Genomic DNA, 25,552 nt, shown 5'->3' with positions numbered 1-25,552 from the left:
CCCATCGTGCCGCACCCGCCGGGCGCGTTCCCGGCGATCCCGGGGTGAACAGAGGCACACCGAAACGGCGCGGAGCGCCCACCCGGCGAGGGGTGGACGCTCCGCGTACGTGCGGTTACTGACCGGCCGGCTTCAGGCAGAGCACCCGGGTGGCCCCGCCGCTCTCGACGGAGACCGTGGGCTGCGTCAGATCGGCGCACTTGTCCTTGTTGTCCACCTTCGACACCACGCTGAACGCGCCCTGCTCACCGCAGTCGGCGGCCACGGCGGTCTCGCCGGACTGCTTGACGCAGGAGCCGACCGCCGGGTCGAAGCCCGCCGGCTTGTCGTCGCCGACCTTGCCGAGCAGCGTGAGCAGACCGAGCGGTACGGCGAGGATGAGCACCGCCGCGATCAGCACCGCGGCCAGCACCCGCCCGTTGCGTACCTTCGGCGGGGGCGCCTCGGTCTGCGGCTCGGCGGCGTCCGGCTTGAACGCGTCGAAACGGCCCTGCTCCGGCTCACCGGACGGTCCGTCCTGCGACCAGGCCGGCGGGGCCTGCTGCGGCGCCGGGAAGGGGCTCGTGTCGCCCGGCCGGCCCTGGCCGGGCACCGCGACGGAGGCGCGCCCACCGGCCGGCGGGCCGAACTGGTCCGGCTGGCCGCCGAACGGCTCGGGACGGCCGGCCGGGCTGCCGAACGGGTCCTGGTGGCCGCCGGGAGAACCGAACGGGTCCTGGCGGCCGCCCGGCGAGCCGAACGGGTCCTGGTGACCGCCCGGGGTGCCGTACGGGCTCTGCGGGCCGTCGAACGGGTCCCGGACCGCGCCGGGCTGCTCGCCGCCCGGGTGCACTCCGTTGGCGGGACGGGTGTTCGCGGGCGGGTCCATGAAGGACGGCACACCGGCCGGGAACGGCGGCGGCGCGGCCGGCGAGGACGGCGGCGCGGCGGCGTACCCGTGCGGCCCGTCGGCGTCCTCGGTACGGGACTGCGGGCCGGGGAAGCCGTTGTCCGGGCCGAATCCGGACGGACCGTCCTGGTCGGGGAAGCCGTGCCCCTCCTGCTCGGGCGCCTCCTCGGGCTCCGGGCGGGCCGGCCGGCCGTACACCCGGGGCTGCGGCGCCGGGGTGCCGGTCGGCAGGGGCTGGTCGGACGGCGGGCTGACCCGGCTGGTCACCGGAACCGAGGCGCTGGCCGAGACCGGGCCGCCCTCCGGGGAGGTACGCGGGCCGGGCACGGACGCCGACTGCGGCTCGTCGTTGCCGGGACGGGACGCGCCCCACGCGCCGTCGCCGCGTTCCGGCTCGTACCCCTGGGGTTCGGCCGGCGCGGGCGCGTGGTCGGTGGGCGGCGACGCGGCAAGCGCGGCACCGGGCACCCGCTGCTGCTGCGCGGGCAGCGGCACGGCGTTGCCGGGCGAGATGCCCGGCGCGGGAGCGGGCTGGTACGCCGGTTCGGAGTCCTCGGAGCGGCCCCACGCCTCGGCGGGCGACCACGGCTCGGCGGCCGGTACGGCCGGGCGGTCGTCCTGGTTGCCGCCCCAGCCGGCGGGCGCGTCGGGAGCCGGTACGGAGACGCTCGCGCGGGCCGCCGGCGCCTCGACCGGTGCGGCGGCGCCCCAGCCGGGCTGTGCCGGCTCCTCCGCCGGCCGCCCGGTCTCCTGGCGCTGCGGCACGGACGCGGCGCCGCTCCAGGCGCCGGCCTGCTCCTCGGAGTCACGCTGCTGCGGTACGGCGGCGGCGCCCCAGCCGCCGGGCTGCCGGCCCTGGTCCGGCTCGCCCCAGCCGCCCGGCTGCGCCGTCTCGGCCGGGTTGGCGGCACGGCCCGCGGCCCAGCCACCGGAGCGGTCCGGGTCGTCGGGGCGGGCGGGCTCGTCCCAGCCACCCGACCGGTTCTCGGGCTGCGGGGCGGGCCAGCCGCCGGAGCGGTGTCCCTCGTCGTGCTGCGGTCCTCCCGTCGGACGCCAGCCGCCGGAGCGGTGCGGGTCGTCCTCGGGAGCGGCGGAGCGGTTGTCCTGATCGGACTGCTCCGGAGTGGACCACGAAGTGTCCGGCCGGGTGGCGCCGGGCACCGAGACCGCGGCGGCGGCCCGGGCGGGCGGGTCGGCCGGCGGCCAGGTGGCGCCGGTCTGCTGACCCGGGGGCGCCCAGGCCGGCTGGCTCTCGCGCGGCGTCCAGCCGCCGGAGCGGCCGGGGTCGTCGGCCGCGGCGGGCTGCTCGTCACGCGGGTTCCAGCCGCCGGAGCGGTTCGGATCCTCCGGCGGCGCGGCGGCGGGAGTCCAGCCACCGGCGTGTCCCGGGGCGTCGTCGTGCTGCCCGCCGGTGGGCGCGAAGCCGCCGGAGCGGTGCGGGTCGTCCGGCGGGGCGGGCGTGACCCAGGTCTCGTTCGGCACGGTGGCCGGGGCGGGGACGTAACCGGTGCTGCGAGCGGACGGGTCGCCGGACGGCGACCGGACCGGCTGCTCACCGGAGCCCCACCCCTGGCGGTTCTGCTCCGCGGCCCAGGCCGGCGCCGTCGGCTCGGCGGGGCTGCCCGGCGGCGTGGCGGCCCAGGCGGGCGGCGCCGGGTCGGCGGCGCGGTCCGGGCCGGGCTGCTCGGGAGCGCCCCACGCGGGGCTGCCCTGGCCGGCCCAGGCGGGCGCGCCCTGGTCGGCGCCGCCCCATGCGGGGGCGTTCTGGTCGGCACCGCCCCAGGCGGGCTGCTGCCCGCGGTCGGCGGGCGGTGGGACCTGGGCGGTGGCCCGGCCGGTCACCGGCTGGCCCGCGGGCGGGGTCCACGCGGGTGGCTGTTCGTCGTTCGCGGCCCAGGCCGGTTGTGCGGGCCGACCGGCCGGCGGGGGCGGCGCCCAGCCGAGGTCGGGCGCGCCGTTGTACCCGTTGTCCTGCTGCGCCGGCTGATCGCCGTACGGCACCGGTCCGCCGGTGCCCGGCGACACCTCGCCCGGCTCCTGGCCGGGGCGGTGCGGAGCCTCGGACGTCATGGGTGCGCCTCCTCCATCACAGGTCGGCCGCCGATGCCGGTCCGGGGAACCGTCGGCATGGCTGCCGGCGTCGCCGGCGGGTACCGGCCGTGCGGGCTCCCCGCACCGTATCCGGTGGTCGCCCGGAGCCGCCCGGGGGAGCATCAGCCGTCACCGAAAGTCACCGGACGACGTCGATGAGTGTCACTTGCCCGCGTCGGTCCGGAACCACCGGTTGGCGACCGTGCCAACCGTACCGGGCGGTGCGGCGAGGTGGAATCCCGGTGCCGACCGATGCCGATACGCCGAAGACCCGCCCGGTGTCGGGCGGGTCTTCGGACTGGAGGAGGTGAGAAAGGTCTGTGGCGTCAGCTCATGTGACGCTGGGCGATGGCGAGAAGCTCCTCGCGGACCGCGGGCGAGTTCGCGGAGCGCAGGGCGTGCTCGATGGCACGGGCCCGGCGGTTGGCGTCGCGGCGGGTGCGGATTCGCTCGATCATGCTCATCTTGGGTCTCTCCTCCTGGCTATTCGGTTGTCAGCCCCTTGATGTCTCTATTTAAGCGCACCGGACCGCCGATCGCCATCGATTATTAGGTGAGCTGAGCCACGTGCCTAAGGATCGTAGGTTCAGAGCGGCATCGATCCTATGATTCGGTTCCCAAAACGGTCACGGCCGGTGTGCCGGGCGTTCACCCGTTGCACACCGGCCGTGACCGGAGCGGTGGTACGTCAGGTCCAGGCGAGCAGCGCCGCCTCCGGGTCGGCGAGGAAGTCCCCGATGTCGCGGAGGAACTTCGAACCCAGCTCACCGTCGATGATGCGGTGGTCGAAGGAGAGGCCGAGCGTGGTCACCAGGCGCGGCTTCACCTTGCCCTTGTGCACCCACGGCTGCTCCCGTACCGCGCCGAAGGCGAGGATCGCCGACTCGCCCGGGGGCAGGATCGGCGTACCGGTGTCGACGCCGAAGACGCCGACGTTGGTGATGGTGAACGTGCCGCCGGACATGTCCGCCGGAGACGTCTTGCCCGACTTGGCGGTCTGCACCAGGCCGGTCATCGCGTCCGCCAGCTCGCGCAGCGAGAGCCGCCCGGCGTCCTTGATGTTCGGCACGATCAGCCCACGCTCGGTGGCCGCCGCGATGCCGAGGTTGACGTACTCCTTCACCACGATCTCGTCGCCGGCCCAGGTCGAGTTGACCATCGGGTGCCGCTTGACGGCCAGCAGCACCGCCTTGGCGACCAGCAGCAGCGGCGAGACCCGCACGTCGCGCCACTCGCGCCGGTCGCGGAGCCGGTCCAGCGCCTTCATCGCCCGGGTCACGTCGACGGTCAGGAACTCCGTCACGTGCGGGGCGGTGAACGCCGAGCGGGCCATGTTCTCCGCGGTGAGCTTGCGTACCCCCTTGACCGGGATGCGCTGCTCGCGGTCCGCGCCGAAGCTCGCGGCCGACGCGGCCGGCGTCGTGACCGTCAGCGGCTCGGCCGCCGCCGGGGCCGCGGTCGCCGCCCGCTGTACGTCCTCGCGGGTGATCGAGCCGAGCGGACCCGAGCCGGTCAGCGCGGCCAGGTCGATGCCGAGGTCCTTCGCCAGCTTGCGGACCGGCGGCTTGGCCAGCACCGGACCGGAGACCCGGCCGTTGCCGTTGACCGCCGGGGCGGGAGCGGGCGCCGGCGTGGGAACGACCGGCGCGGGCGCCACCGGGGCGGCGGCCTGAGCCGGCGCCGGCGCGTCACCCTTGCGCGGTCGGCGCTTGGCCGGGGCGTTGCGCGGGCCGTAGCCGACGAGCACCGCGGTGCGCCCACCTGGGGCGACACCACCGATCAGGCCCGGCTCGACCATGCCCTCGGCGGGCGCGACCTGGACCGCTGCCAGCGACGCGGCCGACGGCGTGGGCAGCTCCGACGCCGGAGTCGCGGTCGTGGACTCCTCGATCGGCCCGGCGCCCGGGTCGGTGTCGATCGCGATGATCGGCACGCCGACCTCGACAGTGGACCCCTCCGGGTGGAAGATCGCCTGCACCCGTCCGGCCCACTTCGCCGGGATCTCGACCGCCGCCTTCGCGGTCTCCACCTCGACGATCGGCTGGTTCAGCTCGATGTCGTCGCCGACCTTGACCAGCCAGGCGAGGATCTCGCCCTCGGTCAGGCCCTCGCCCAGGTCGGGAAGGTTGAACTCCTTGATCCGGGACATGCCGCTCACCAGCCGAACGTGCGGTCGACGGCGTCGAGCACCCGGTCCAGGTCGGGCAGGTACTCCTCCTCCACCCGGGCGGCCGGGTAGGGGGTGTCGAAGCCGGTCACCCGCAGCACCGGGGACTCCAGGGAGTAGAAGCACTCCTCGGTGATCCGGGCCGCGATCTCCGACCCGAGACCCAGGTTCCCCGGGGCCTCGTGCACCACCACGCAGCGGCCGGTGCGCCGCACCGACTCGTACGCGGCGGTCAGGTCCAACGGCGACAGCGTCCGCAGGTCGATGACCTCCAGCTCGCGGCCGTCCTCCCCCGCGGCGGTGGCCGCGTCGAGCGCGGTGCGGACCATCGGACCGTACGCCAGGACCGTCGCGTCCGTGCCGGGTCGTACGACCCGGGCCGAGTGCAGCGGGTACGCGTCGGCGATCGGCGCGTCCAGGTCCACCGGACCCTTCTCCCAGTAACGCCGCTTCGGCTCCAGGAACACGATCGGGTCGTCCGAGGCGATCGCCTGCTGGATCATCACGTACGCGTCCTGCGGGTTCGCGCAGCTCACCACCTTGAGACCGGCGGTGTGCGCGAAGTACGCCTCGGGCGACTCGGAGTGGTGCTCGACAGCGCCGATGCCGCCGCCGAACGGGATGCGGATGACCATCGGGATCCGCACCTTGCCCTGCGAGCGGTAGTGCATCTTCGCCACCTGCGACACGATCTGGTCGTACGCGGGGTAGACGAAGCCGTCGAACTGGATCTCGCAGACCGGCCGGAAGCCACGGATGGCCAGGCCGACAGCGGTGCCGATGATGCCGGACTCGGCCAGCGGGGTGTCGATCACGCGCTGGTCGCCGAAGTCCTTCTGGAGACCGTCGGTGATCCGGAACACGCCGCCGAGCTTGCCGACGTCCTCGCCCATGATGACGACCTTCGGGTCGTTCTCCAGGGCCCGCCGCAGACCGGTGTTGAGCGCCTTGCCGAGGGTGAGCGTCTCCGTGGCCATCAGTGCGCGCTCCCCTCGAAGGACTCCATGTACTGCGTGAACCGGGCCCGCTGCTCGTCCAGCTCGGGAGAGCCGTTGGGGTAGACGTGGTCGAACATGCTGACCGGCTGCGGGTCGGGCATGGCGAGCACGCGCTCACGCAGGTGCACAGACTCGGCGCGGGCCTGCTCGTCGACCTCGGTGAAGAACGACTCGTCGGCGATCTTCTGCTTGGTCAGGAACGCCTTCATCCGGGCGATCGGGTCCTTCGCCTGCCACGCCTCGACCTCGCTGGCGATGCGGTAGCGGGTCGGGTCGTCGGAGGTGGTGTGCGCGCCCATCCGGTAGGTGTACGCCTCGATCAGGCTCGGACCCTGGCCGTTGCGCGCGTTGTCCAGCGCGTGCCGGGTCACCGCGTACGACGCGAGCACGTCGTTGCCGTCCACCCGGACACCGGGGAAGCCGAACCCGCCGGCCCGGCGGTACAGCGGCACGCGGGTCTGCCGCTCCAGCGGCTCGGAGATGGCGTACTGGTTGTTCTGGCAGAAGAACACCAGCGGGGCGTTGAAGACGCTGGCCCAGACGAACGCCTCGTTGACGTCGCCCTGGCTGGTGGCGCCGTCGCCGAAGTAGGCGATGACCGCCTCGCCGTCCTCGCCGCCGGTCTTGCCGTCCATGGCGACACCCATGGCGTACCCGGTCGCGTGCAGGGTCTGCGCCCCGATCACGATCGTGTACATGTTGAACTTGAACTCGTTCGGGTCCCAGCCGCCCTGGTCGACGCCGCGGAACAGACCCAGCGGCATGATCGGGTCGATGCCACGGCAGTAGAGCACGCCGTGCTCGCGGTAGGTCGGGAAGGCCATGTCCTGGGTACGCAGCGCCCGGCCGGAGCCGACCTGCGCCGCCTCCTGACCCAGCAGGCTGGCCCACAGGCCCAGTTCGCCCTGGCGCTGCAGGGCGGTGGCCTCGGCGTCGAGCTTGCGGACCAGGACGAGATCGCGGTAGAGCCCGCGGTACTCCTCGTCCGTGAAGTCGACGCGGTACTCGGTCCCGTCCGGGCCGAGCGCGGTCTCGATCCGCTCACCTTCCGGCGTGAGCAGCTGTACGAGTTCCGGTTCACCGGCCGCGGCGGCGCGCCTGGTGCGGGGTGCGGCCCGCTTGCTGCGGGTGGCGGCCCCGGGGTCGCCCTTTGCCATCCGTCTCTCCCTGTCTGTCTGCGCCGGCGCCGGGGGTTACCCGAGCCGCGCACCTCGTGCGCCCGCCCCGGCTGATGCCGGGCCGGTCCCTGGCGACCGCGCCTGACCCCGGTGGGGGTTGCCGCGCGGCGTGAGCCCGGGATCCGTCGCGGACGGACCCAGGCCCGGGAGCGCCGGCGTCGTTCCGCACCAGCCGCGGGGTACGCGGAGGTGGCGGCTGCGTTGCCGTCGTGTCTGAATGATTGCAGAGGAGGTGAGCGGGCCCACAGTATGGCCTCCCCCACGAGCGAGGTTCCATCTGGTTCATGACGGATAGACGTCTTTGTCGCCAGTGGTGCGATCGGCTGACGTACAAAATGTGTGTCGACACGCGGTTGCGGCTGGTGAACTGAGCGTCACTGGGTCAAGCTTGCGGTGAGCCGTTGCGCGGCTTTTGTCCGAATATCCGCGCGTGCTCTCCCGTCCCCGTTCGCGCGTGAGGAGTGTGCCGGTGTCCGAACCAGAGGGTCCCCCCGGCTCACCATTCCTCGGCCGGCACCGGGCGCTGCCCGCCTCCCCGTACCGCCGCGTGGTCGGTGCGCACCGCGCCCCCGGCTCCGGCAGCCCCAGCCGCGGCTACCTGCTCACGGTGGCGCTGCTCGCCGGCACCGCGTCGATGCCGATCCTCGCCGCCGTCAGCACCGGATCGGCGACAGTGGGCAACAGCGCGCTCCCCGACACCAGCACCCCGTTCCTGCCGACGCCCTCGGTCGGGCCGGTGGTCATCCCGCTGCCCCAGACGACCCAGCCCGCCGTGCCGTCCACGCCCACCCCCGACGTCACCTCCGTACCCGCAGCGCGGCCCGTGCTCCCGGCCGCACCGAGCCTGCCCGACGACAGCGACCTGGCCGCCCGCCACCGGCCCCGGCCGGTGGCCGCGCCGCCGCCACCGTCCACGCCGGTCCGGCCCACCCCGGTCCGCCCGCCGCGCCCGTCGCCGGTGCCCTCACCGTCACCGTCGCACTCGCCGTCGGACCCGGGTACGCCGACACCCGAGCCGAGCCCCAGCCCCGAACCGTCCGCCACTTCCGTCGAGCCGACGCCGTCGGCTGGTTCGTCCGAGCCGTCCGGCCCATCGGGTACGTCCGGCCCACCAGATCCGTCCGGTCCCGCCGACCCGTCGGGTTCTGCTGGGCCGTCCGCCACGTCCGCTCCGTCCGGCCCGTCGGATCCACCTGGTCCTGCCGACCCGTCGGCCGCCTCGTCGGGCTCCACCGCCGATCCTCACCCCTCATGATCGACACCATTCCGGCGTAGTGGCGCGATCCCGACCGGCCTGATGCCGCCACTTCGCCGAGATGGTGTGGATCAACAAGGTTGTAGGGGTTCCCGGGACACGCCCGTGACACGGGCGGGGTGGTCCAGAGCGCGCAGGCCACATGATCGACGCCATTGCGCGGTAGTGGTGTGGTTCCGGCAGGCCCGATGCCGCCACCTCGCCGAGGCGGTGAATCAGCGAGGTTGTGGGCCTCCCCGAGGCTTGCCCCTGCCATGGGCGGGGTGACCCGGAGCGCGCAGACTCCATGATCGACACCATTCCGGCGTAGTGGCGCGGTCTCGACCGGCCTGATGCCGCCACCTCGCCGAGATGGTGTGGATCAACGAGAGGGATGCCGGACCGGGCATGCGCATGATCGACATCACTTCGCCGTGGTGGTGTGGTACCGGCCGGCTTGATGACGCCAGGTCGGGGAAATGGTGTGGATCAACGGGTGGGCTGGGTGCCGCGGGCACGCCTCGCGCGTCGGACGGCGGGTCGGGGATGGCAGGCCACATGATTGACACCATTACGGCGTTGTGGTGTGGTTCCGGCCGGTCCGATGCCGCCACCTCGCCGAGATGGTGTGGATCAACGAGGTTCGGGGGCATGCCCTCACCTCGGGCGAGGTGATCCGGGCCGGGCCCCTGCATGATCGACACCACTTCACCGTGGTGGTGTGGTCACGACCGGCACGAACGGCGGCGATCATGCAGGGGCGCGACTGTCTAGGCCGGGTCGTCGGTCAGGCGGTGGCGGTTCGCCTCGATCCAGGCGGTGAGCGCCTCCGGGTCGTCCGGATCCACCCCGTCCGCCATGAGCTGGGCCACCGCCGCGGTGGCCGGGCTGCGCCGCTCACCGGTGCTGTAGAGGCGGGCGAACTCCGGGACCATCTCGGTGATCGCCTCGTCCGTCCGGGCGGCGGCCGACTGCGACAGCCCGCGCTGCCGGGCCGCGTACGCCGCCCAGGCGCGCAGCACTCGGGGCAGCATGGCCGCGTCGTCCATGTCCAGCACGGCGCGGCGGTGCACCCAGTCGAGCAGGAACAGCTCCGCGACCATCGGGCTCCACCGCATCGGATCGGCGTCCGGGAAGCTGGCCGCGTGGTCGAGCAGCAGACCGAGGCAGAAGTGCAGCGAGGCCAGCTCGCCGTCGGCCACCTCGGGCAGGCCGAACCGGGCCGCCTCGGGTGAGTTGACGAACGCGCGTACCAGGCGGGTGCGCTCCTCGTCGGTGGGCGGCGGCACGACAGCCGGCCCGGCCGGCGGGGTCGGCCCGGGCAGGACGGCCAGCCGCGCGCCCACGAGCGCCCGGTCGGTGGCGAGCGAACCCTGTGCGGGCAGCTCGCCGAGGTCGTCGGTGACCGCCAGGTGGCGGCTCACCTCGGCGTGCATCCGGGCCGGGTCCTCGGTACGGAACCAGGTGAACTCGTCCTCGGTGCAGATCTCCCGGGCCTGCTCGACGATCCGGGCCGCCGGGCCGCCGACGAAGACGTCCTTGGTGATGCCGATGTTGTGGTCGACCAGCGCCACCAGCGCGTGCTCCGGCCCGCCCTGCTCCTCGTCGTCGTAGGCGAACGTGGCGAGGTAGGACGTCTGGTCGCCGTACACGTCGCCGTACGCCCAGGCGCCGGTGACGTGCACCCGGCCGAGCTGGGCGGCCCACGCCGGGGCGTACGCGCCGGGCCGGACCCGGGCGGCGCCCTCGGCGTCGGGCACCAGGGCGGCGAAGACGGCGCGCAGGGTGGTCGCGGCGGCGCTGCGGCGCCGGGACGTGGCGGCGAGGAAGCCGGTGACGAACTCGCGGACGGCCTGTTCCCGGTCGTGTTCCGCGACGGCGTAGACGCTGCCCAGCAACGCGGCGCCGAGCATTTCCGCGTCCAGGGCCGAGTCGAGCCTCGTCACGTCGCGCGCGGCGTGCAGCACCGCGTCGTAGGGGGTCTGTGGCGTGGCCATGCATCGACCCTACGCCGCGCGAGCCGCCCCCACACCGGTCAGCGCGCCGGGTTCAGCGCCGCCCGGCCTCGCGCAGCGCGTCCCGGCCCGTGCCGTAGCGCGCCAGCACCGCCCACACCGGGTCCAGCACGTACTTCTCGCCGACGCTGCCCACCGAGGTGAGCAGGCGTTGCTCGGCGCGCGCCCGGGCCCGCCGGGCCGCCCACCCGACCACCGGGCGGGTCAGCGCCGCCACGAGCAGCCCGGCCAGCAGGCCGCCGAGGAGCAGGACGGTCGGCCAGGGCACCACACCGAGCGTCGGGTGTTCCAGCGGGGGCAGGCCGAGCAGGCGCACCGCGTACCCGAGGAGCAGCCAGACCAGGCCCGCGAGCGCGGCGAGGGTGACCACCCACTGGAGTACGCCGACCACCCGCCACCAGGCCGGCCGGCGGTCCATGCCCAGGTCGGTCGCGGCAACCGCGTGGTCGAGCGCGCCGGGCAGGTCGGTCTGCCGGGATCGGGCCGCGGCGGTCACCGCGGCCGGCCATGGCGCCGGCAGACCGGCGCCGTGCCGGTCGGCCACCGCGCGGATCGCCAGCGTCAGCGCCGAGCGCTGCGCGGCCGTCGGATCGGGTACGGAAGTGGCCGCGACCAGGCTGTCCGCCGGCGCGTCCGGGTCCCGGCCCGGCAGGTGCAACCGGCGCAGCGGATCCGGTCGCAGCTTGCGCCAGCTCCGCAGCAGCGGCCAGCCGGTGTTGCTGACGGCCCGATGCCGGTACGCCCCCTCGACCGCCTGAGCCACGGTCGGCACCCCGGCTGCCCCGGCCAGCGCCCGGGTCAGCTCCTGCGCCGAGGCGTCACCGGGCCTGGTGCTCGGCGGTTCCGGCCCGACGAGCGGTTCGAGATCGGCCACCACGGCGTCCACGTCGCCGGAGAGCCGGCGCAGGGCGGCCTGCCGTTCGGAGACCGTACGCTCCAGCTCGGCCCGCAGGCCGCCCAGCCCGTTCGGGTCCACCGCGACCGTCGGCAGCAGCGGCACGCCGCCCAGCCCGTCGGCGTCGAGCAGCCGGCGCAGGTCGTCGAGGACCTTGGGCAGCTCGGTCGGGTGCAGCCGATCGGCCTGGTTGAGCACCACGACGGTGACGTCCTTGTGCCTGTGGAACTCGCGCAGGTAGCTGGTGTGGATCACGCGGTCGGCGTACTTCTGCGGGTCGACCACCCAGACCACCAGGTCGACCAGGCCCAGCAGGCGGTCCACCTCCAGCCGGTGGCCGTGCTGCACCGAGTCGAAGTCGGGCAGGTCGAGCAGGACGAGACCGTGCAGCGCCGACTCGTCGTCGCCGTCCAGCGGGCTCTCCCGGACGAACCGGTGCCGAGGCAGCACGCCGATCCAGTCGAGCAGCCGGACCGCGCCGTCCAGCGGACCCCACACGCAGGCGTGCGCGACGCCGGTGGTCGGCCGGCGTACCCCGACCGGGGAGAGGTCGAGCCGGGCCAGCGAGTTGAACAGGCTCGACTTGCCGCTGCCGGTCGCGCCGGCCAGCGCCACCACCGTGTGCCGCCCGGAGAGGGCGAGCCGGTCACCGGCCCGCTCCACCACCGTGTGCGCGGCGACCAGCTGGGCGTCGGGCACGTCGCCGTCCACCGCGCTCAGGAACCGCTGGATCGCCTGGAGGCGCTCGATCAGCACGTCCGGGTCGACCCGCTGCTCACCGCGCAGCGCGTCACGCATCCGTCCGACGACGTTGGTCACGGGCGACCGTCCTGTTGGGGGTTCGGGAACAGGCCGCTGCGGTGCCGGGCCCGCTCGACCTCCAGGGCGGCCCAGCGCAGCGCCGCGCCGGCGTTGTCGGCCGGGCGTTCGGCCTCGGTGCGGGCCAGGAAGCGCTCGGCCTCCTCGGCCAGCAGCTTGCCGACCCGGTCGAGCAGGTCGACCCGGGCCTTGCGGGACAGGTTCCGCACCGCCTGGTCCCCGAAGATCGCCTGGAGCACGGTCTGCCCGGCCACCGCCGTGCCGGTGCCGGCGGCGACCTCCAGCCCGGTGGGGATGAACGCGGTGGAGGCGAACACACCGATCATGACGACGAGGCCGGTGGCGTTCACCGCGTACGCCGCGGTGCGGGCCACGAAGCGCCGGTCGCCGCCCTCGACCCGGACCAGCTCCAGCACGCCGCGCTGCCAGTCGCGGACCAGTTGCTCGGCCCGCTGCGGCAGGTCGGCCGAGGCGTGGGCCAGGTCCGGTTCCAGCAGCGCCGCGCCGGCCGGGTGCGCCTTCCAGCCGGTGTACGCGTTCTCCGCCGCCTCGGAGGCCACCCCGCGCAGCAGCGTGACGAGCTGCGATTCGATCGCGGTACGCAGTTCCGCGGCGGGCGCGGGCCGCCCGGTGACCGCCGCGACGACCCGGTCCCGCAGCCGGCCGATGCGTGCTTCCAGGCCCCGGAAGAACTCGCCGGTGCCGATGAACTCCTGCCAGCGGGCCAGTACCTCGCCGCGCAGCAGCCGGCCGTCCCGGAGCCCTTGGTCGACTGTCCGTTCCGCGCCCCGGTACGCGGCCCGTACCCGCTCGTCCAGCGCGTCGGCGGCGGTGCACTGCTCGTCGGCGGCCTCGGCGAGCGCCTCCACCACCGGGTGCAGCGCGGCCAGCGCGCCGTCGAGCGTCTGCCGGACCACAGCGGCGCGGGCGTCGGCGTCGGCGGCGAGCCGGGAGAACCAGTCGCTGAGCGGCGCGGTGATCCGGTCCGGCAGCAGCCCCTGCCCGTCGACCCAGGTCTCCGGCAGGACGAACAGCGGCGCGGCGCCCAGTTCCTGATCGGCGAGCATCTCGGACAGGTGGGCGGCGACCTCGTCGGCTGCCTCCGGGGGTACCCGGTCCAGCACCATCGCCACCGCCGTGCCCCGGGCGCGGGCGCTGCGCAGCAGCTCCCAGGGGACGGCGTCGGCGTACCGGGCGGCGGTGGTGACGAACAGCCAGAGGTCGGCGGCGGCGAGCAGTTGCCCGGCGAGCGCCCGGTTGGCGTCGACCACGGAGTCGATGTCGGGCGCGTCGAGGAAGGCCAGGCCGGGCGGCAGCGCCGGGGCGGTGACCAGGTGCAGGGTGCCCGGCTGTTCGCTCGGCTCGGTGGTACGGGTCAGGCCGGGCAGCAGCTCGCCCTGCCGGAACCAGGCCGCGTCGCTGGGACTGCACACCAGCACCGGTGAACGGGTGGTCGGGCGGAGCACCCCGGCCGCGCTGACCCGTGCCTGGACCAGGCTGTTGACGAGCGTCGACTTGCCCGCGCCGGTGGAGCCGCCGACGACCACCAGGAGCGGGGCGTCGAGCCGGGCCAGCCGGGGAAGTAGGTAGTCGTCGAGCTGGTCGGTGAGGCTGGTGGCGGCGTGCCGGGCCGGCTCGGCCGAGGGGAGGGCGAGCGGGAAGCGGGCTGCGCCGATCGCCGACCGCAGGCCGGTCAGCGCGGCGGGCAGGCCCTCCGCGGCGTACGCAGGCTGATCGGCGCCGGTGGTGGCTCCGGTGCGGGCTGCGACGGCGGGCGCGCCGGCACTGGTGGCGGAATCGCCATGCGTCGTCACCGCTAAAGCGTGCCCGACCGACGCAAGGTAAGACAACCGGGCAGTAGTAACGGTCGGGTTGCGCCGGGTCGGCTCAACCCCGACTTGCGGATTGGCAATGGCGTGGCACTATTGAGTCAAGTTCACTCAACTTGTGGTGCGGTCGCTTCCGGGCGGCCCCCCGGGCAGGCCGTCTGACCTGCCCACCCGTTACGAAGCGAGGAAGCGAACATGGCACGTGCGGTCGGCATCGACCTCGGCACGACGAACTCCTGCGTCAGCGTTCTCGAGGGCGGTGAGCCCACCGTCATCGCCAACGCAGAGGGCTCGCGTACGACTCCCTCGATCGTCGCGTTCGCCCGCAACGGCGAGGTGCTCGTCGGTGAGGTCGCCAAGCGCCAGGCGGTGACCAACCCCGACCGGACCATCCGCTCGGTCAAGCGGGAGATCGGCACCAACTGGACCGTCGACATCGACGGCAAGAAGTACACCCCGCAGGAGATCTCGGCCCGGACGCTGATGAAGCTCAAGCGGGACGCCGAGGCGTACCTGGGCGAGCAGATCACCGACGCGGTGATCACCGTCCCGGCCTACTTCAACGACGGGCAGCGCCAGGCCACCAAGGAGGCCGGTGAGATCGCCGGCTTCAACGTGCTGCGGATCGTGAACGAGCCGACCGCGGCCGCCCTGGCGTACGGCCTGGACAAGGGTTCCAAGGAGCAGACCGTCCTGGTCTTCGACCTCGGTGGCGGCACCTTCGACGTGTCGCTGCTGGAGCTGGCCGAGGGCGTGGTGGAGGTCAAGTCCACCAGCGGTGACAACCAGCTCGGCGGTGACGACTGGGACCAGCGCATCATCGACCACCTGGTGAAGACGTTCCGCGGCGAGCACGGCATCGACCTCTCGCAGGACAAGATGGCGATGCAGCGGCTCAAGGAAGCGGCCGAGAAGGCCAAGATCGAGCTGTCCGCCGCCACCACCAGCAACATCAACCTGCCGTACATCACCGCCGGCTCGGCCGGCCCGCTGCACCTCGACGTGACGCTGAGCCGCGCCGAGTTCCAGCGCATGACGCAGGACCTGCTGGACCGCTGCAAGGGCCCGTTCGAGCAGGCCGTCAAGGACGCCGGCATCAAGATCTCCGACGTCGACCACGTCATCCTGGTCGGCGGCTCGACCCGGATGCCGGCTGTCACCGACCTGGTCAAGCAGCTCACCGGCCGGGACCCGAACAAGGGCGTCAACCCGGACGAGGTCGTCGCCGTCGGCGCCGCCCTGCAGGCCGGTGTGCTCAAGGGCGAGGTCAAGGACGTCCTGCTGCTCGACGTGACCCCGCTGAGCCTGGGCATCGAGACCAAGGGCGGCATCTTCACCAAGCTCATCGAGCGCAACACCACCATCCCGACCAAGCGCTCCGAGGTCTTCACCACTGCTGACGACAACCAGCCGTCGGTGCTGATCCAGGTGTTCCAGGGCGAGCGGGAGATCGCGGCCTACAACAAGAAGCTCGGCACCTTCGAGCTGACCGGCCTCCCGCCGGCCCCGCGCGGCGTGCCGCAGATCGAGGTCACGTTCGACATCGACGCCAACGGCATCGTGAACGTGCACGCCAAGGACCTGGGCACCGGCAAGGAGCAGAAGATGACGATCACCGGCGGCTCCTCGCTGCCGAAGGACGACATCGAGCGGATGCGCCGGGACGCCGAGGAGCACGCCGACGAGGACAAGCGCCGCCGCGAGGAGGCCGAGACCCGCAACGTGGCCGAGGCGCTCCAGTGGCAGACCGAGAAGTTCCTCGCCGAGAGCGGCGACAAGCTGCCCAGCGAGAACCGTGACCAGCTCAACGAGGCGCTCGGCGAGCTGCGCAGCGCGCTCGGCGGCCAGGACATCGAGAAGATCAAGTCCGCGCACGAGAAGCTGGCGCAGGTCTCCCAGCAGGCCGGCTCGCTGCTCTACGCCCAGCAGCAGGAGGGCGAGCAGGCCGCGCCGGGCGGCGCAGCCGGGCCGGGTGCCGGTGCGGGCGCGGGTGCGGCCGGTGGCCCGAAGGCCGGTGGCGACGACGACGTGGTCGACGCGGAGATCGTGGACGAGGACAAGAAGTGACATCCGGTCCCGGACACGATTCGCACGGCAGAGGGATGAGGTAACCGCATGACGGACAAGCCACGTGCGGCCGACCCGGGTGCGACCGGGTCGGCGCCGGGCGCCGGCAGGCACGCCGGCGACGAACCCCGGGTCGTCATCCGCGACAAGCGCAAGCTCGGCAAGGTGACCGAGCAGCCGGCGAACGACGCCTCGGCGGCGGACGCCGCTGCCGACGCGCCCGCCGAAGGGCTGGTCGAGGAGGCCGAGGTCGTGGTCGACGAGATCGGCGGCGAGGCCGAGGTCACCGGGCCGACGGTGGTCGACTCCCCGGCCGAGCCGAGCGGGGAGACCGAGGCGAGCGCGCCGCTCGGCGCCGAGCTGGAGTCGCTCCGTACCGACCTGGAGGAGCGCACCCGCGACCTCCAGCGGGTCACGGCGGAGTACGCCAACTACCGCAAGCGGGTCGACCGGGACCGCAACCTGGTCCAGGAGCAGGCCACCGGGGCGGTGCTCAGCGCGCTGCTGCCGATCCTGGACGACCTGGACCGGGCCCGCGAGCACGGCGATCTGGTGGGCCCGTTCGGCAGCGTGGCCGAGCAGCTCACCGCCGCGCTGGGCAAGTTCGGCCTGACCGCCTTCGGCGAGAAGGGCGACCCGTTCGACCCGACCCGCCACGAGGCGGTGGCGCACCAGACGTCCGCCGACGTGACCGAGTCGACCTGCGTGCAGGTCATGCGCCGGGGTTACCAGCTCGGCGAGCGGCTGCTGCGGCCCGCCATGGTCGCGGTCGCGGACCCGGAGTAGTGCCGACCCGTGACGTCCCGCCCGCCCTCACCGGGCGGGCGGGACGACCGGGCTTCGACCCGTGGAAGGGGGTGGACCGGTGAGTTCCAAGGACTGGATCGAGAAGGACTACTACGCCGCGCTTGGCGTGGAGAAGTCCGCCTCCTCGGACGAGATCAAGAAGGCGTACCGCAAGCTGGCCCGGGAGTCGCACCCGGACCACAACCCCGGTGACACCGGGGCCGAGGAGCGGTTCAAGACCGTCTCCGAGGCGTACGCGGTGCTGGGCGACGAGAAGAAGCGACGCGAGTACGACGAGATGCGCTCGCTGTTCGGCTCGGGTGCCTTCCGCCGCGGCGCCCGCGGGGCGGGCCAGCCGGGCGGCGTGCCGTTCGACGTCTCCGACCTGTTCGGCGGCGGCGCGGGCGGCGGCGACACCCGGTTCGGCGGCGGCGGTTTCACCGACCTGTTCAGCTCGATCTTCTCCGGCGGCGGCGGCGGCGGGGGCGGCGCGGCGCGTCCGCGCGGCCCGGCGCGTGGCCGGGACGTCGAGACCGAGGTGGCGCTGGACTTCTCCGACGCGGTCCGCGGCGTCACGCTGCCGCTGACGCTGCGCGCGCCAGGCGTCTGCGACACCTGCCACGGCAACGGCGCGAAGCCGGGCACGCAGCCGGTGGCCTGCCCCGTCTGTCACGGCGCCGGGGTGACCACCCGCAACCAGGGGTCGTTCAGCTTCTCCGAGCCGTGCCGCAACTGCCAGGGCGTCGGCACGATCGTCGAGGAGAAGTGCCCGGAGTGCCACGGCACCGGCGGCGTCACCAAGACCCGCACGCTCAACGTGCGCTTTCCCGCCGGGGTGGCCGACGGGCAGCGGATCCGGCTGGCCGGCCGGGGTGAGCCCGGTGAGCGGGGCGGTCCGGCGGGCGACCTGTTCGTGCAGGTGAAGGTCCGCCCGGACGAGCTGTTCGGGCGCACCGGGGACGACCTGACCCTGAACGTCCCGATCACGTACGCCGAGGCGGTCCTCGGCACGGACCTGCGCGTACCGACCCTGGATGGGACGGTGACGCTGCGGGTGCCACCGGGTACGCCCAGCGGGCGGGTGCTGCGCGCCCGCGGCAAGGGCGTCGTACGCAAGGACGGCCGCGCCGGTGACCTGCTGGTCACGCTCGACGTGGTGGTCCCGGCAAAGGTCTCGGACGAGGCGCGGGCGGCGCTGGAGACCTTCGCGGAGCAGACTCCGCCCGCCGCGCGGGAACATCTCGACGCGCGGGTACGTCGATTCAGTTGACGGCGGCAGCGGAGGTGAGCGGGCATGTCGGAGGAGTACGTCGGCTCAGGTGACCCGGCCTACGAGGCCAAGGTCTTGATGATCTCGGTGGCTGCGCGGATGGCGGGGATGCACCCCCAGACGCTGCGCCAGTACGACCGGTTGGGCCTGGTGCAGGCGGGCCGGGCGTCCGGCGGTGGTCGCCGGTACAGCGTCCGGGACGTGGTCCTGCTGCGCGAGGTGCAGCGGCTCAGCCAGGACGACGGGATCAACCTGGCCGGGGTCAAGCGGATCATCGGGCTGGAGCGGCTGCTCGAAGAGGCGCAGCAGCGGGTGGCCCGCCTGGAGGCGGAGCTGGACGCCGCGTACCGGCGGATCGCCGAGCTGGAGTCGCTCGGTGGCTTTCCCCGCGGCGATCTCGTGCCGACCAACCGCACGTCCACCGCGCTCGTCGTGTGGCGACCGCGCCGCGCTCCCGACCGCTGACCTTTCACCGGAAGGCCGGCGCGCCCCGCTCCCCCGGGGCCGCGCCGGCCTTCGTTCCTGCCCGGGCCGGTTCGCGGTCCGGGTCAGGGGAATCCGGGGTACGGCAGAGCGGGGTCGATTAGGCTTTTCCGTAGGGGCAAAAGCCCCAAAGCGGACTCCGGGCTGGCGGGGGGAGCCATGGCGGAACCGGCGAAGAAGGTGGCGGAACGCGCCGAGGAACGACTCGAGAAGGTGGCCGAGAACGTCCGCGAGCGGTTCGATCGGGTCACCGAGGGACGCTTCAGCGACAAGGTCAAGGAAGGGCGCTTCGCCGACCAGACGGACCACGGCGTGGACCGGGCCCGGGACGACGAGAGGCGCAAGAAGCAGGGCGGGTCGACCTGACGATCCGCCGACGTGCGGGCCGGGATCCACGGGGGATCCCGGCCCGTTCGTGTGCTCGGGATCGCGGCCCGTTCGTGTTCCGGGGAAAGCGACGCGTCAGAGGCGGCGGTTCTCGCGGACCAGGCCGCCCTCGCACCAGTCCCGGTAGACGAAGAGGTCCGGCCGGGCGAGCAGCACGCGGCTGTTGTGCGCCCAGTTGCGCATCAGGTCGTCGCCGGCGCGCTCGGCCTGCTCGACCAGCTTGCGGAAACGGCGCTTGGGATGGGCGCGGAAGTTCGTCCGGATGCCGTCGGCGGCGTAGATGTAGAGGCAGTGCAGCGCGAACCGGCGAGCCGGGCAGCCCTGGTCCATCGCCAGGTCGAACAGCGTCTGCACCAGGTGGTCACCGGCGACCAGCAGGTCCCAGTCGGGCGGCATCGAGGTCAGCGGCACCGAATCCGGTTGGTAGGCCCACGCCCGGAGTTCGGCGGGCGAGGGATCGACCGGATTGGCGAAGCCGTGGAACGTCTCTTCCTGCACGCTCACCGGCCGACCTTCCGCTTGCGCTGGCGGGGGCACCGGCCACCCGCGGACCCTGGCTGCTGGGCCGAAACGTTAACGCGGCTGAGCGGAGCAGTGGTAGACCTTCCGGGGATCAATTTGACAACGCCGGGCCGGATCTGCCCTGCGGCGGACCCGGCCCGGCACCGGTCAGTCTCCGGTCGGCGCGGGCAACGGCGCCGGCGTACGGGCGGCTGCGGCGCGGGTGCGCAGCCACTGCTTGAACCACTGCGTGTCGGGCAGCCGGGCGAGAAGCGGGCCGGTCACCACCGTGATCAACACGTACGCGGTGGCGAGCGCCGCCAGCTTCGGGTCCACCGGGTAGAGGGCGGAGACGGCCAGCCCGGCGATGACGATGGAGAACTCGCCGCGCGGTGTCAGCGCCAGGCCGGCCCGCCAGCGACCGGGCTCGGCGATCCCGACCCGGCGGGCGGCCAGGTAGCCGGTGGCCACCTTCGTCGCCATGGTGACCACCGCCAGCAGCAGCGCGGGCAGCAGCACCGGCGGCATGTCCAGCGGGTTGGTGACCAGCCCGAAGAACACGAAGAAGACAGCGGCGAAGAGGTCCCGCAGCGGGGAGAGCAGTTCGGTGGCGTGGTGCGCCACCGGCCCGGACAGCGCGATGCCGACCAGGAACGCGCCGACGGCGGCGGAGACCTGGAGCTTGGCCGCGACGCCCGCGACGAGCAGGGTCAGGCCCAGCACCCCGAGCAGGAGCGCCTCCGGGTCCTTGGCGGACAGCGCGGCGGAGATCAGGTGGCCGTACCGGATCGCCACGGCCAGCACGACGACCACGGTGAACACCGCGACGGCGAGCGCGATGCCGCCCTTCATCAGGCCTACCCCGGCGAGCAGCGCGGTGACCAGCGGCAGGTAGAGGGCCATCGCCAGGTCCTCGATCACCAGGACGGAGAGGATCACCGGCGTCTCCCGGTTACCGACGCGGCCCAGGTCGCCGAGCACCTTGGCGATGACGCCCGAGGACGACACCCAGGTGACGCCCGCGAGCACCACGGCGGCGACCCAGCCCCAGCCGAGCAGCAGCGCGAACCCGAAGCCGGGTAGCGCGTTGAGCACCGCGTCGATCAGGCCGGCGGGCGCGGCCGAGCGGAGGTTGCCCACCAGCTCGTTGGCGCTGTATTCCAGCCCGAGCATGACCAGCAGCAGGATCACGCCGATCTCGGCGCCGACGGCGAAGAACTCCTCGCTGGCGTTGAGCGGCAGCAGGCCGCCGTGCCCGAAGGCGAGGCCGGCGAGCAGGTAGAGCGGGATGGGTGAGACGCCGAAGCGACGGCTCAGCCGGCCGAGCAGGCCGAGCAGGAGCAGCAGCGCACCGACCTCGATGAGCAGGATGGTGGTTTCGTGCATACGCGTCAGACGTCCGGGCCGGTCTCGGCGAGGATCGCGGTCACGCCGTCGAGGCCCTGGCGGGTCCCGACCACGACGACCACGTCGCCGGCTTCGAACCGGAAAGTGGGATCCGGCGAGACGTTCACCGTGCCCTGACGCAGCACGGCGACGATCGACGCGCTGGTCCGGGTCCGCGCCTTGGTGTCACCCAGCCGCTTGTTGACGTACTTCGACCCGGCCGGGATGGCGATCTGCTCGGTCAGCAGCCCGGCGGCCTGCTCGCGCAGCCCGGAGAGCTGACCCAGCATCAGCGACGCGCCGAGGATGTCGGCGAGCGCCTCGGCCTCGTCGTCCGTGAGCGGGATGTCGTGCTGGCAGGAGTCGGGATCTTCCGGGTCGTAGAGGACCAGGTCGCGACGGCCATTGCGGTGGGAGACCACACCGAGCCGGCGGCCGGACTCCGTCATCAGGTCATGACGGACGCCGATCCCGGGCAGGGAGGTCTGCTCGACACGTACTCGCACGCCGGTGAGGCTACCGCTGCCGCGCACACGTTTTCGGTGGGGTCGATGTCTCGCCATTCGGCCGGCGAGTGGTGACTCAGGTCACACGAGTGGAGTTGAGCGGAATAGACTCAACTCTGGTTGTGTCATGTCCAGTGGACACGCCGATCCGGGGGAGCCCATGAACACGGAACGACTCACCACCAAGAGCCGCGAAGCCATCACCGGTGCCGTCGCGCTGGCGAACCAGCGCGGCCACGCCACCGTGGAGCCCTGGCACCTGCTGCTGTCACTGCTGGACACCGAGGGCTCGACCACCGCGGGCCTGCTGCGCGCCGTCGGGGCCGACCCCGCCGAGCTGCGCCGCGTCGCCCTGCGCTCGGTCGACGCGCTGCCCGCCGCGCGCGGGTCGAGCATCGCCGAGCCGACGCTCGCCCGCGAGTTCGTCAACGCCATCGGCGCCGCCGAGCAGATCGCCCGCCCGCTGGGCGACGAGTACACCTCCACCGAGCACCTGCTGGCCGGCCTGGCCCGGGTCGGCGGCGCGGTCTCGGTCGCGCTGAAGAACTCCGGCGCCACCGAGGAGAACCTGGTCGCCGCGTTCCCGACCGTCCGGGGCGGCGACCGCCGGGTCACCACCGCCGACCCGGAGCAGACCTACCAGGCCCTGGCCAAGTACGGCGTGGACCTCACCGCCAGCGCGCGCGACGGCAAGATCGACCCGGTGATCGGCCGGGACTCGGAGATCCGCCGCGTGATCCAGGTGCTGTCCCGGCGTACCAAGAACAACCCGGTGCTGATCGGCGAGCCGGGCGTCGGCAAGACCGCGATCGTGGAGGGCCTGGCCCAACGGATCGTGGCCGGCGACGTGCCGGAGTCGCTGCGCGACAAGAAGCTCGTCTCGCTCGACCTCGGCGCGATGGTCGCCGGCGCGTCGTACCGCGGCCAGTTCGAGGAGCGGCTGAAGTCGGTGCTGGAGGAGATCAAGAACTCCGACGGCCAGGTCATCACGTTCCTGGACGAGCTGCACACCGTGGTCGGCGCCGGCAAGGGCGAGGGCTCGATGGACGCCGGCAACATGCTCAAGCCGATGCTGGCCCGCGGCGAGCTGCGGATGGTCGGCGCGACCACGCTCGACGAGTACCGCGAGCACATCGAGAAGGACCCGGCCCTGGAGCGCCGCTTCCAGCCGGTGCTGGTCGGCGAGCCCACAATCGAGGACACGATCGGCATCCTGCGCGGGCTCAAGGAGCGCTACGAGGTGCACCACGGCGTACGGATCACCGACGCCGCGCTCGTGGCCGCCGCCTCGCTCTCCGACCGGTACATCACCGACCGGTTCCTGCCGGACAAGGCGATCGACCTGGTCGACGAATCCGCGTCCCGGCTGCGCATGGAGATCGACTCGCGCCCGGTCGAGGTGGACGAGATCGAGCGGGCGGTACGCCGCCTGGAGATCGAGGAGATGGCGCTGGCCAAGGAGCCGGACGCCGCGTCCGCCGAGCGCCTGGAGCGGCTGCGCAAGGAGCTGGCCGACAAGCGCGAGCAGCTCACCGCGCTCTCCGAGCGCTGGCAGACCGAGAAGAGCCACATCACCAAGCTCTCCACCGCCAAGGAGGAGCTGGAACGACTCGGCGGCGAGGCCGAGCGGGCCGAGCGCGACGGCGAGCTGGAACGCGCCGCCGAGCTGCGGTACGGCCGGATCCCCGCGCTGCGGACCGAGCTGAAGCAGGCCGAGGAGGAGCTGGCCCGGCTCCAGGCCGACGGCGCGATGCTCAAGGAGGAGGTCGGCGCGGACGACATCGCCGCAGTGGTCGCCTCCTGGACCGGCATCCCCGCCGGCCGGCTGCTCGAAGGCGAGACCGCCAAGCTGCTCCGGATGGAGGAGTCGCTGCGCGCCCGCGTGGTCGGCCAGGCCGAGGCGGTCGGCGCGGTCTCCGACGCGGTACGCCGCGCCCGGGCCGGCGTCGCCGACCCGGACCGCCCGACCGGCAGCTTCCTGTTCCTCGGCCCGACCGGCGTCGGCAAGACCGAGCTGGCCAAGGCGCTCGCCGAGTTCCTCTTCGACGACGAGCGGGCCATGGTCCGCATCGACATGAGCGAGTACGGCGAGAAGCACTCGGTGGCCCGCCTGGTCGGCGCCCCGCCCGGGTACGTCGGCTACGAGGAGGGCGGCCAGCTCACCGAGGCGGTACGCCGCCGCCCGTACTCGGTGATCCTGCTGGACGAGGTGGAGAAGGCGCACCCGGACGTCTTCGACGTACTGCTCCAGGTGCTCGACGACGGCCGGCTCACCGACGGTCAGGGCCGTACCGTGGACTTCCGCAACGCGATCCTGATCCTCACCTCGAACCTGGGCTCGTCGGTGATCAGCGACCTGACGCTCACCGAGAACGAGCGCCGGGAAGGCGTGCTCGCGGTGGTCCGGTCCCACTTCAAGCCGGAGTTCCTCAACCGGCTCGACGACATCGTGGTGTTCGCCGCGCTCCAGGGCGAGGACCTGCGGTCGATCGTGGACATCCAGCTCGACCGGATGCGCCGCCGACTGGCGGACCGCCGGCTGGGCCTGGAGATCACCGAAGCGGCCCGCACGTGGCTGGCCGAACACGGGTACGACCCGATCTACGGCGCCCGCCCGCTGCGCCGGCTGGTGCAGTCGGCGATCGGCGACCAGCTCGCCAAGGCGCTGCTGTCCGGCGACATCCGCGACGGCGACACGGTGCGCGTCGACCTGTCCGACACGAAGGAGTCCCTGGCGGTCACCGCCGCCTGACCCGTCCCACCCCGCGAAGGCCCGGCCCTCTCAAGGCCGGGCCTTCGCCGTCCCTCGCGCCCCCGCCCCCGCCCCCGCGCCCCGCCTGCGCCCGCGCGTCGTGCGGTGTTAATAGGGGGCCCTTCCTCTACCGGAGGCGTTAATAAGGGGCCCTTCCTTGGGGTTGGGAGGGGTGGTGGGGTGGGCACATAGTGGGGCATGAGCGGGACGTGGGAGCGGGAACTGGACGAGGCGGCGCGGGAACTCGACCGCGCGGACACTCTCGCCTTCGGCGGGGTGGGGCTGGCGGGGCAGGTGCTGCCCGCGACCGAGGCGTACCGGCGGCTGGAACAGGGGCTGCGGGAGCACCCGGAGGCGGCCCGCAAGCGGGTCGACAAGTTGCTCCGCAAGGGTTCGCCGGCCGGCCGGGCGTACGCGGCGACGCTGCTGGAGGCGGTCGATCCGGCGGCCGGGCGGGCGGCGTGGACCCGGCTGCGCGACGACGGCGGCGAGTTCACCACGTTCTCCGGATGCCTGATGGGCCAGGCCACGCTGGGCGAGTACGCGGCCGACCGGCTCGCCGGCCACGCAGGTAACTGAGCGAACACTCAGCGTCCGGGACTTCAGCAAGCTTGTCCGCGGTTGTTACCGTTCCCGCCGAGCATGTTGGGGGAGGCGGTCGTGAACGGTTCGTTGGCGTACGTGGTGACCACGCTGGGGTGCCTCGTCGGGGTGGCCGGTGTGGTGATCGCCGTGATTGCGATGCGGAAGTCCCGTTCCGCGTCCGGCCCGAAGACGAAGGCGGCGCCGGGTGACCCGTTCCGGGACCGGGACGCGGACGCTCTGCGCGGTGACCCGCGCGCGCTCAAGCCCGGCGACATCGTCGAGATCCGCGCCGTGCCGTACACGGTGCGCGGCTCGGTGCACCTGGTCGAGGGCGGCTGGAGCTGGGCGGAGCACCTGCTCGACGACGCGGGCGGGGTGAAGCGCTGGCTGTCCGTCGAGTCCGACCCGGATCTGGAGCTGGTGCTCTGGACCAGCGAGCCGGGGGCCACCGTGACGCCGGGCGCCCCGACGCTGGATATGGCCGGCCGCCGCTACAACTGGGACGAGTCCGGCCAGGCCCGGTACACCGCGACCGAGGGCACCGGCCTCGATCCGCACGGCACCATGCGCTACTACGACTACCAGGCGCCCGGCGGGGCGCGGCTGTCGTTCGAGGCGTACGGGGAGGCCGGCTGGGAGGTCAACCTCGGTGAGGAGCTGCGCCACGCCGAGGTGATGATCTACCCGCAGGGCGGCCCGGAGACGGTGCGCTGA

The 25,552-nt window shown here is 73.3% G+C and carries 20 protein-coding genes; 9 read left to right on the top strand and 11 right to left on the bottom strand.

The genetic code is table 11. The features are described from left to right. Positions 1 to 115: 115 nt before the first annotated feature. The 5 genes from ACSDG8_RS16700 to pdhA form a co-directional block, all read right to left on the bottom strand. Positions 116 to 2,959, bottom strand: a complete 2,844-nt coding sequence (locus ACSDG8_RS16700; RefSeq protein ID WP_439427036.1) for an LppU/SCO3897 family protein — start codon at positions 2,957 to 2,959, stop codon at positions 116 to 118. Between the two features lie 347 nt (positions 2,960 to 3,306). Next, complete coding sequence (locus ACSDG8_RS16695) at positions 3,307 to 3,444, bottom strand: hypothetical protein (protein ID WP_013283356.1); 138 nt, start codon at positions 3,442 to 3,444, stop codon at positions 3,307 to 3,309. A gap of 224 nt (positions 3,445 to 3,668) precedes the next feature. Beyond that, entirely contained in the window at positions 3,669 to 5,129 is a 1,461-nt protein-coding gene (locus ACSDG8_RS16690; RefSeq protein ID WP_439428056.1) for a dihydrolipoamide acetyltransferase family protein, read from the bottom strand. 5 nt (positions 5,130 to 5,134) lie between these two features. Further along, positions 5,135 to 6,124 carry an alpha-ketoacid dehydrogenase subunit beta gene (locus ACSDG8_RS16685; protein WP_210895618.1) on the bottom strand — a complete coding sequence of 330 codons (990 nt, stop codon included), beginning with the start codon at positions 6,122 to 6,124 and terminating at the stop codon, positions 5,135 to 5,137. Continuing rightward, positions 6,124 to 7,302: a pyruvate dehydrogenase (acetyl-transferring) E1 component subunit alpha gene (gene pdhA / locus ACSDG8_RS16680; protein ID WP_210895619.1), complete on the bottom strand. Its 1,179-nt coding sequence runs from the start codon at positions 7,300 to 7,302 to the stop codon at positions 6,124 to 6,126. Before pdhA ends, ACSDG8_RS16685 begins: the two co-directional genes overlap by 1 nt. 490 nt (positions 7,303 to 7,792) lie before the next feature. Here pdhA and ACSDG8_RS16675 point away from each other — a divergent pair, with 490 nt between their 5' ends. After that, the gene (locus ACSDG8_RS16675; protein ID WP_439427035.1) at positions 7,793 to 8,578 is read left to right on the top strand and encodes a hypothetical protein; all 786 of its coding nucleotides are present in this window, start codon (positions 7,793 to 7,795) and stop codon (positions 8,576 to 8,578) included. 749 nt (positions 8,579 to 9,327) lie between these two features. Here the strand turns inward: ACSDG8_RS16675 and ACSDG8_RS16670 are convergent. From ACSDG8_RS16670 to ACSDG8_RS16660, 3 genes are read right to left on the bottom strand one after another with little or no spacing between them, the layout of a single operon-like run. Continuing rightward, positions 9,328 to 10,554 (bottom strand): hypothetical protein, encoded by a 1,227-nt coding sequence (locus ACSDG8_RS16670; protein ID WP_439427034.1) that lies wholly within the window; start codon positions 10,552 to 10,554, stop codon positions 9,328 to 9,330. Between the two features lie 52 nt (positions 10,555 to 10,606). Beyond that, positions 10,607 to 12,265: a GTPase gene (locus tag ACSDG8_RS16665; protein WP_439428055.1), complete on the bottom strand. Its 1,659-nt coding sequence runs from the start codon at positions 12,263 to 12,265 to the stop codon at positions 10,607 to 10,609. Between the two features lie 17 nt (positions 12,266 to 12,282). After that, positions 12,283 to 14,100 (bottom strand): ABC transporter, encoded by a 1,818-nt coding sequence (locus ACSDG8_RS16660; protein WP_439427033.1) that lies wholly within the window; start codon positions 14,098 to 14,100, stop codon positions 12,283 to 12,285. A 210-nt stretch (positions 14,101 to 14,310) separates the two neighbouring features. On the opposite strand from ACSDG8_RS16660, the gene dnaK reads away from it, so the two are divergent. The 5 genes from dnaK (at position 14,311) to ACSDG8_RS16635 (ending at position 19,087) form a co-directional block, all read left to right on the top strand. Then, positions 14,311 to 16,182 carry a molecular chaperone DnaK gene (dnaK, locus tag ACSDG8_RS16655; protein ID WP_210895623.1) on the top strand — a complete coding sequence of 624 codons (1,872 nt, stop codon included), beginning with the start codon at positions 14,311 to 14,313 and terminating at the stop codon, positions 16,180 to 16,182. Positions 16,183 to 16,230: 48 nt separating this feature from the next. After that, the gene (grpE, locus tag ACSDG8_RS16650; protein ID WP_439427032.1) at positions 16,231 to 16,968 is read left to right on the top strand and encodes a nucleotide exchange factor GrpE; all 738 of its coding nucleotides are present in this window, start codon (positions 16,231 to 16,233) and stop codon (positions 16,966 to 16,968) included. Between the two features lie 79 nt (positions 16,969 to 17,047). Then, positions 17,048 to 18,238 (top strand): molecular chaperone DnaJ, encoded by a 1,191-nt coding sequence (dnaJ, locus tag ACSDG8_RS16645; protein ID WP_210895625.1) that lies wholly within the window; start codon positions 17,048 to 17,050, stop codon positions 18,236 to 18,238. Positions 18,239 to 18,262: 24 nt separating this feature from the next. After that, a complete protein-coding gene (locus ACSDG8_RS16640) occupies positions 18,263 to 18,703 on the top strand; it encodes a heat shock protein transcriptional repressor HspR (RefSeq protein WP_120572381.1) in 441 nt (146 codons plus the stop codon). 177 nt (positions 18,704 to 18,880) lie between these two features. After that, complete coding sequence (locus ACSDG8_RS16635; protein ID WP_043327580.1) at positions 18,881 to 19,087, top strand: hypothetical protein; 207 nt, start codon at positions 18,881 to 18,883, stop codon at positions 19,085 to 19,087. 96 nt (positions 19,088 to 19,183) lie between these two features. Here ACSDG8_RS16635 and ACSDG8_RS16630 read toward each other — a convergent pair whose 3' ends face one another. The 3 genes from ACSDG8_RS16630 to ACSDG8_RS16620 form a co-directional block, all read right to left on the bottom strand. After that, a complete protein-coding gene (locus ACSDG8_RS16630; RefSeq protein WP_174532840.1) occupies positions 19,184 to 19,612 on the bottom strand; it encodes a hypothetical protein in 429 nt (142 codons plus the stop codon). Positions 19,613 to 19,777: 165 nt separating this feature from the next. Continuing rightward, positions 19,778 to 20,995: a cation:proton antiporter gene (locus ACSDG8_RS16625; protein WP_210895626.1), complete on the bottom strand. Its 1,218-nt coding sequence runs from the start codon at positions 20,993 to 20,995 to the stop codon at positions 19,778 to 19,780. 5 nt (positions 20,996 to 21,000) lie between these two features. Continuing rightward, positions 21,001 to 21,501, bottom strand: coding sequence for a cation:proton antiporter regulatory subunit (locus tag ACSDG8_RS16620; protein WP_210895627.1), 501 nt, complete (start codon positions 21,499 to 21,501; stop codon positions 21,001 to 21,003). Between the two features lie 160 nt (positions 21,502 to 21,661). Between ACSDG8_RS16620 and clpB the strand changes: the two genes are divergently transcribed. The 3 genes from clpB (at position 21,662) to ACSDG8_RS16605 (ending at position 25,552) form a co-directional block, all read left to right on the top strand. After that, positions 21,662 to 24,253 carry an ATP-dependent chaperone ClpB gene (gene clpB / locus ACSDG8_RS16615; protein WP_210895638.1) on the top strand — a complete coding sequence of 864 codons (2,592 nt, stop codon included), beginning with the start codon at positions 21,662 to 21,664 and terminating at the stop codon, positions 24,251 to 24,253. 198 nt (positions 24,254 to 24,451) lie between these two features. Further along, positions 24,452 to 24,832 carry a hypothetical protein gene (locus ACSDG8_RS16610; protein ID WP_210900664.1) on the top strand — a complete coding sequence of 127 codons (381 nt, stop codon included), beginning with the start codon at positions 24,452 to 24,454 and terminating at the stop codon, positions 24,830 to 24,832. An 81-nt stretch (positions 24,833 to 24,913) separates the two neighbouring features. Then, positions 24,914 to 25,552, top strand: coding sequence for a DUF4178 domain-containing protein (locus tag ACSDG8_RS16605; RefSeq protein WP_210900667.1), 639 nt, complete (start codon positions 24,914 to 24,916; stop codon positions 25,550 to 25,552).

Source organism: Micromonospora sp. LA-10, from assembly GCF_051853095.1.
GTDB classification, from domain to species: Bacteria; Actinomycetota; Actinomycetes; order Mycobacteriales; family Micromonosporaceae; genus Micromonospora; species Micromonospora echinospora_A.
This window is presented reverse-complemented; position numbering and strand designations above follow the sequence as displayed.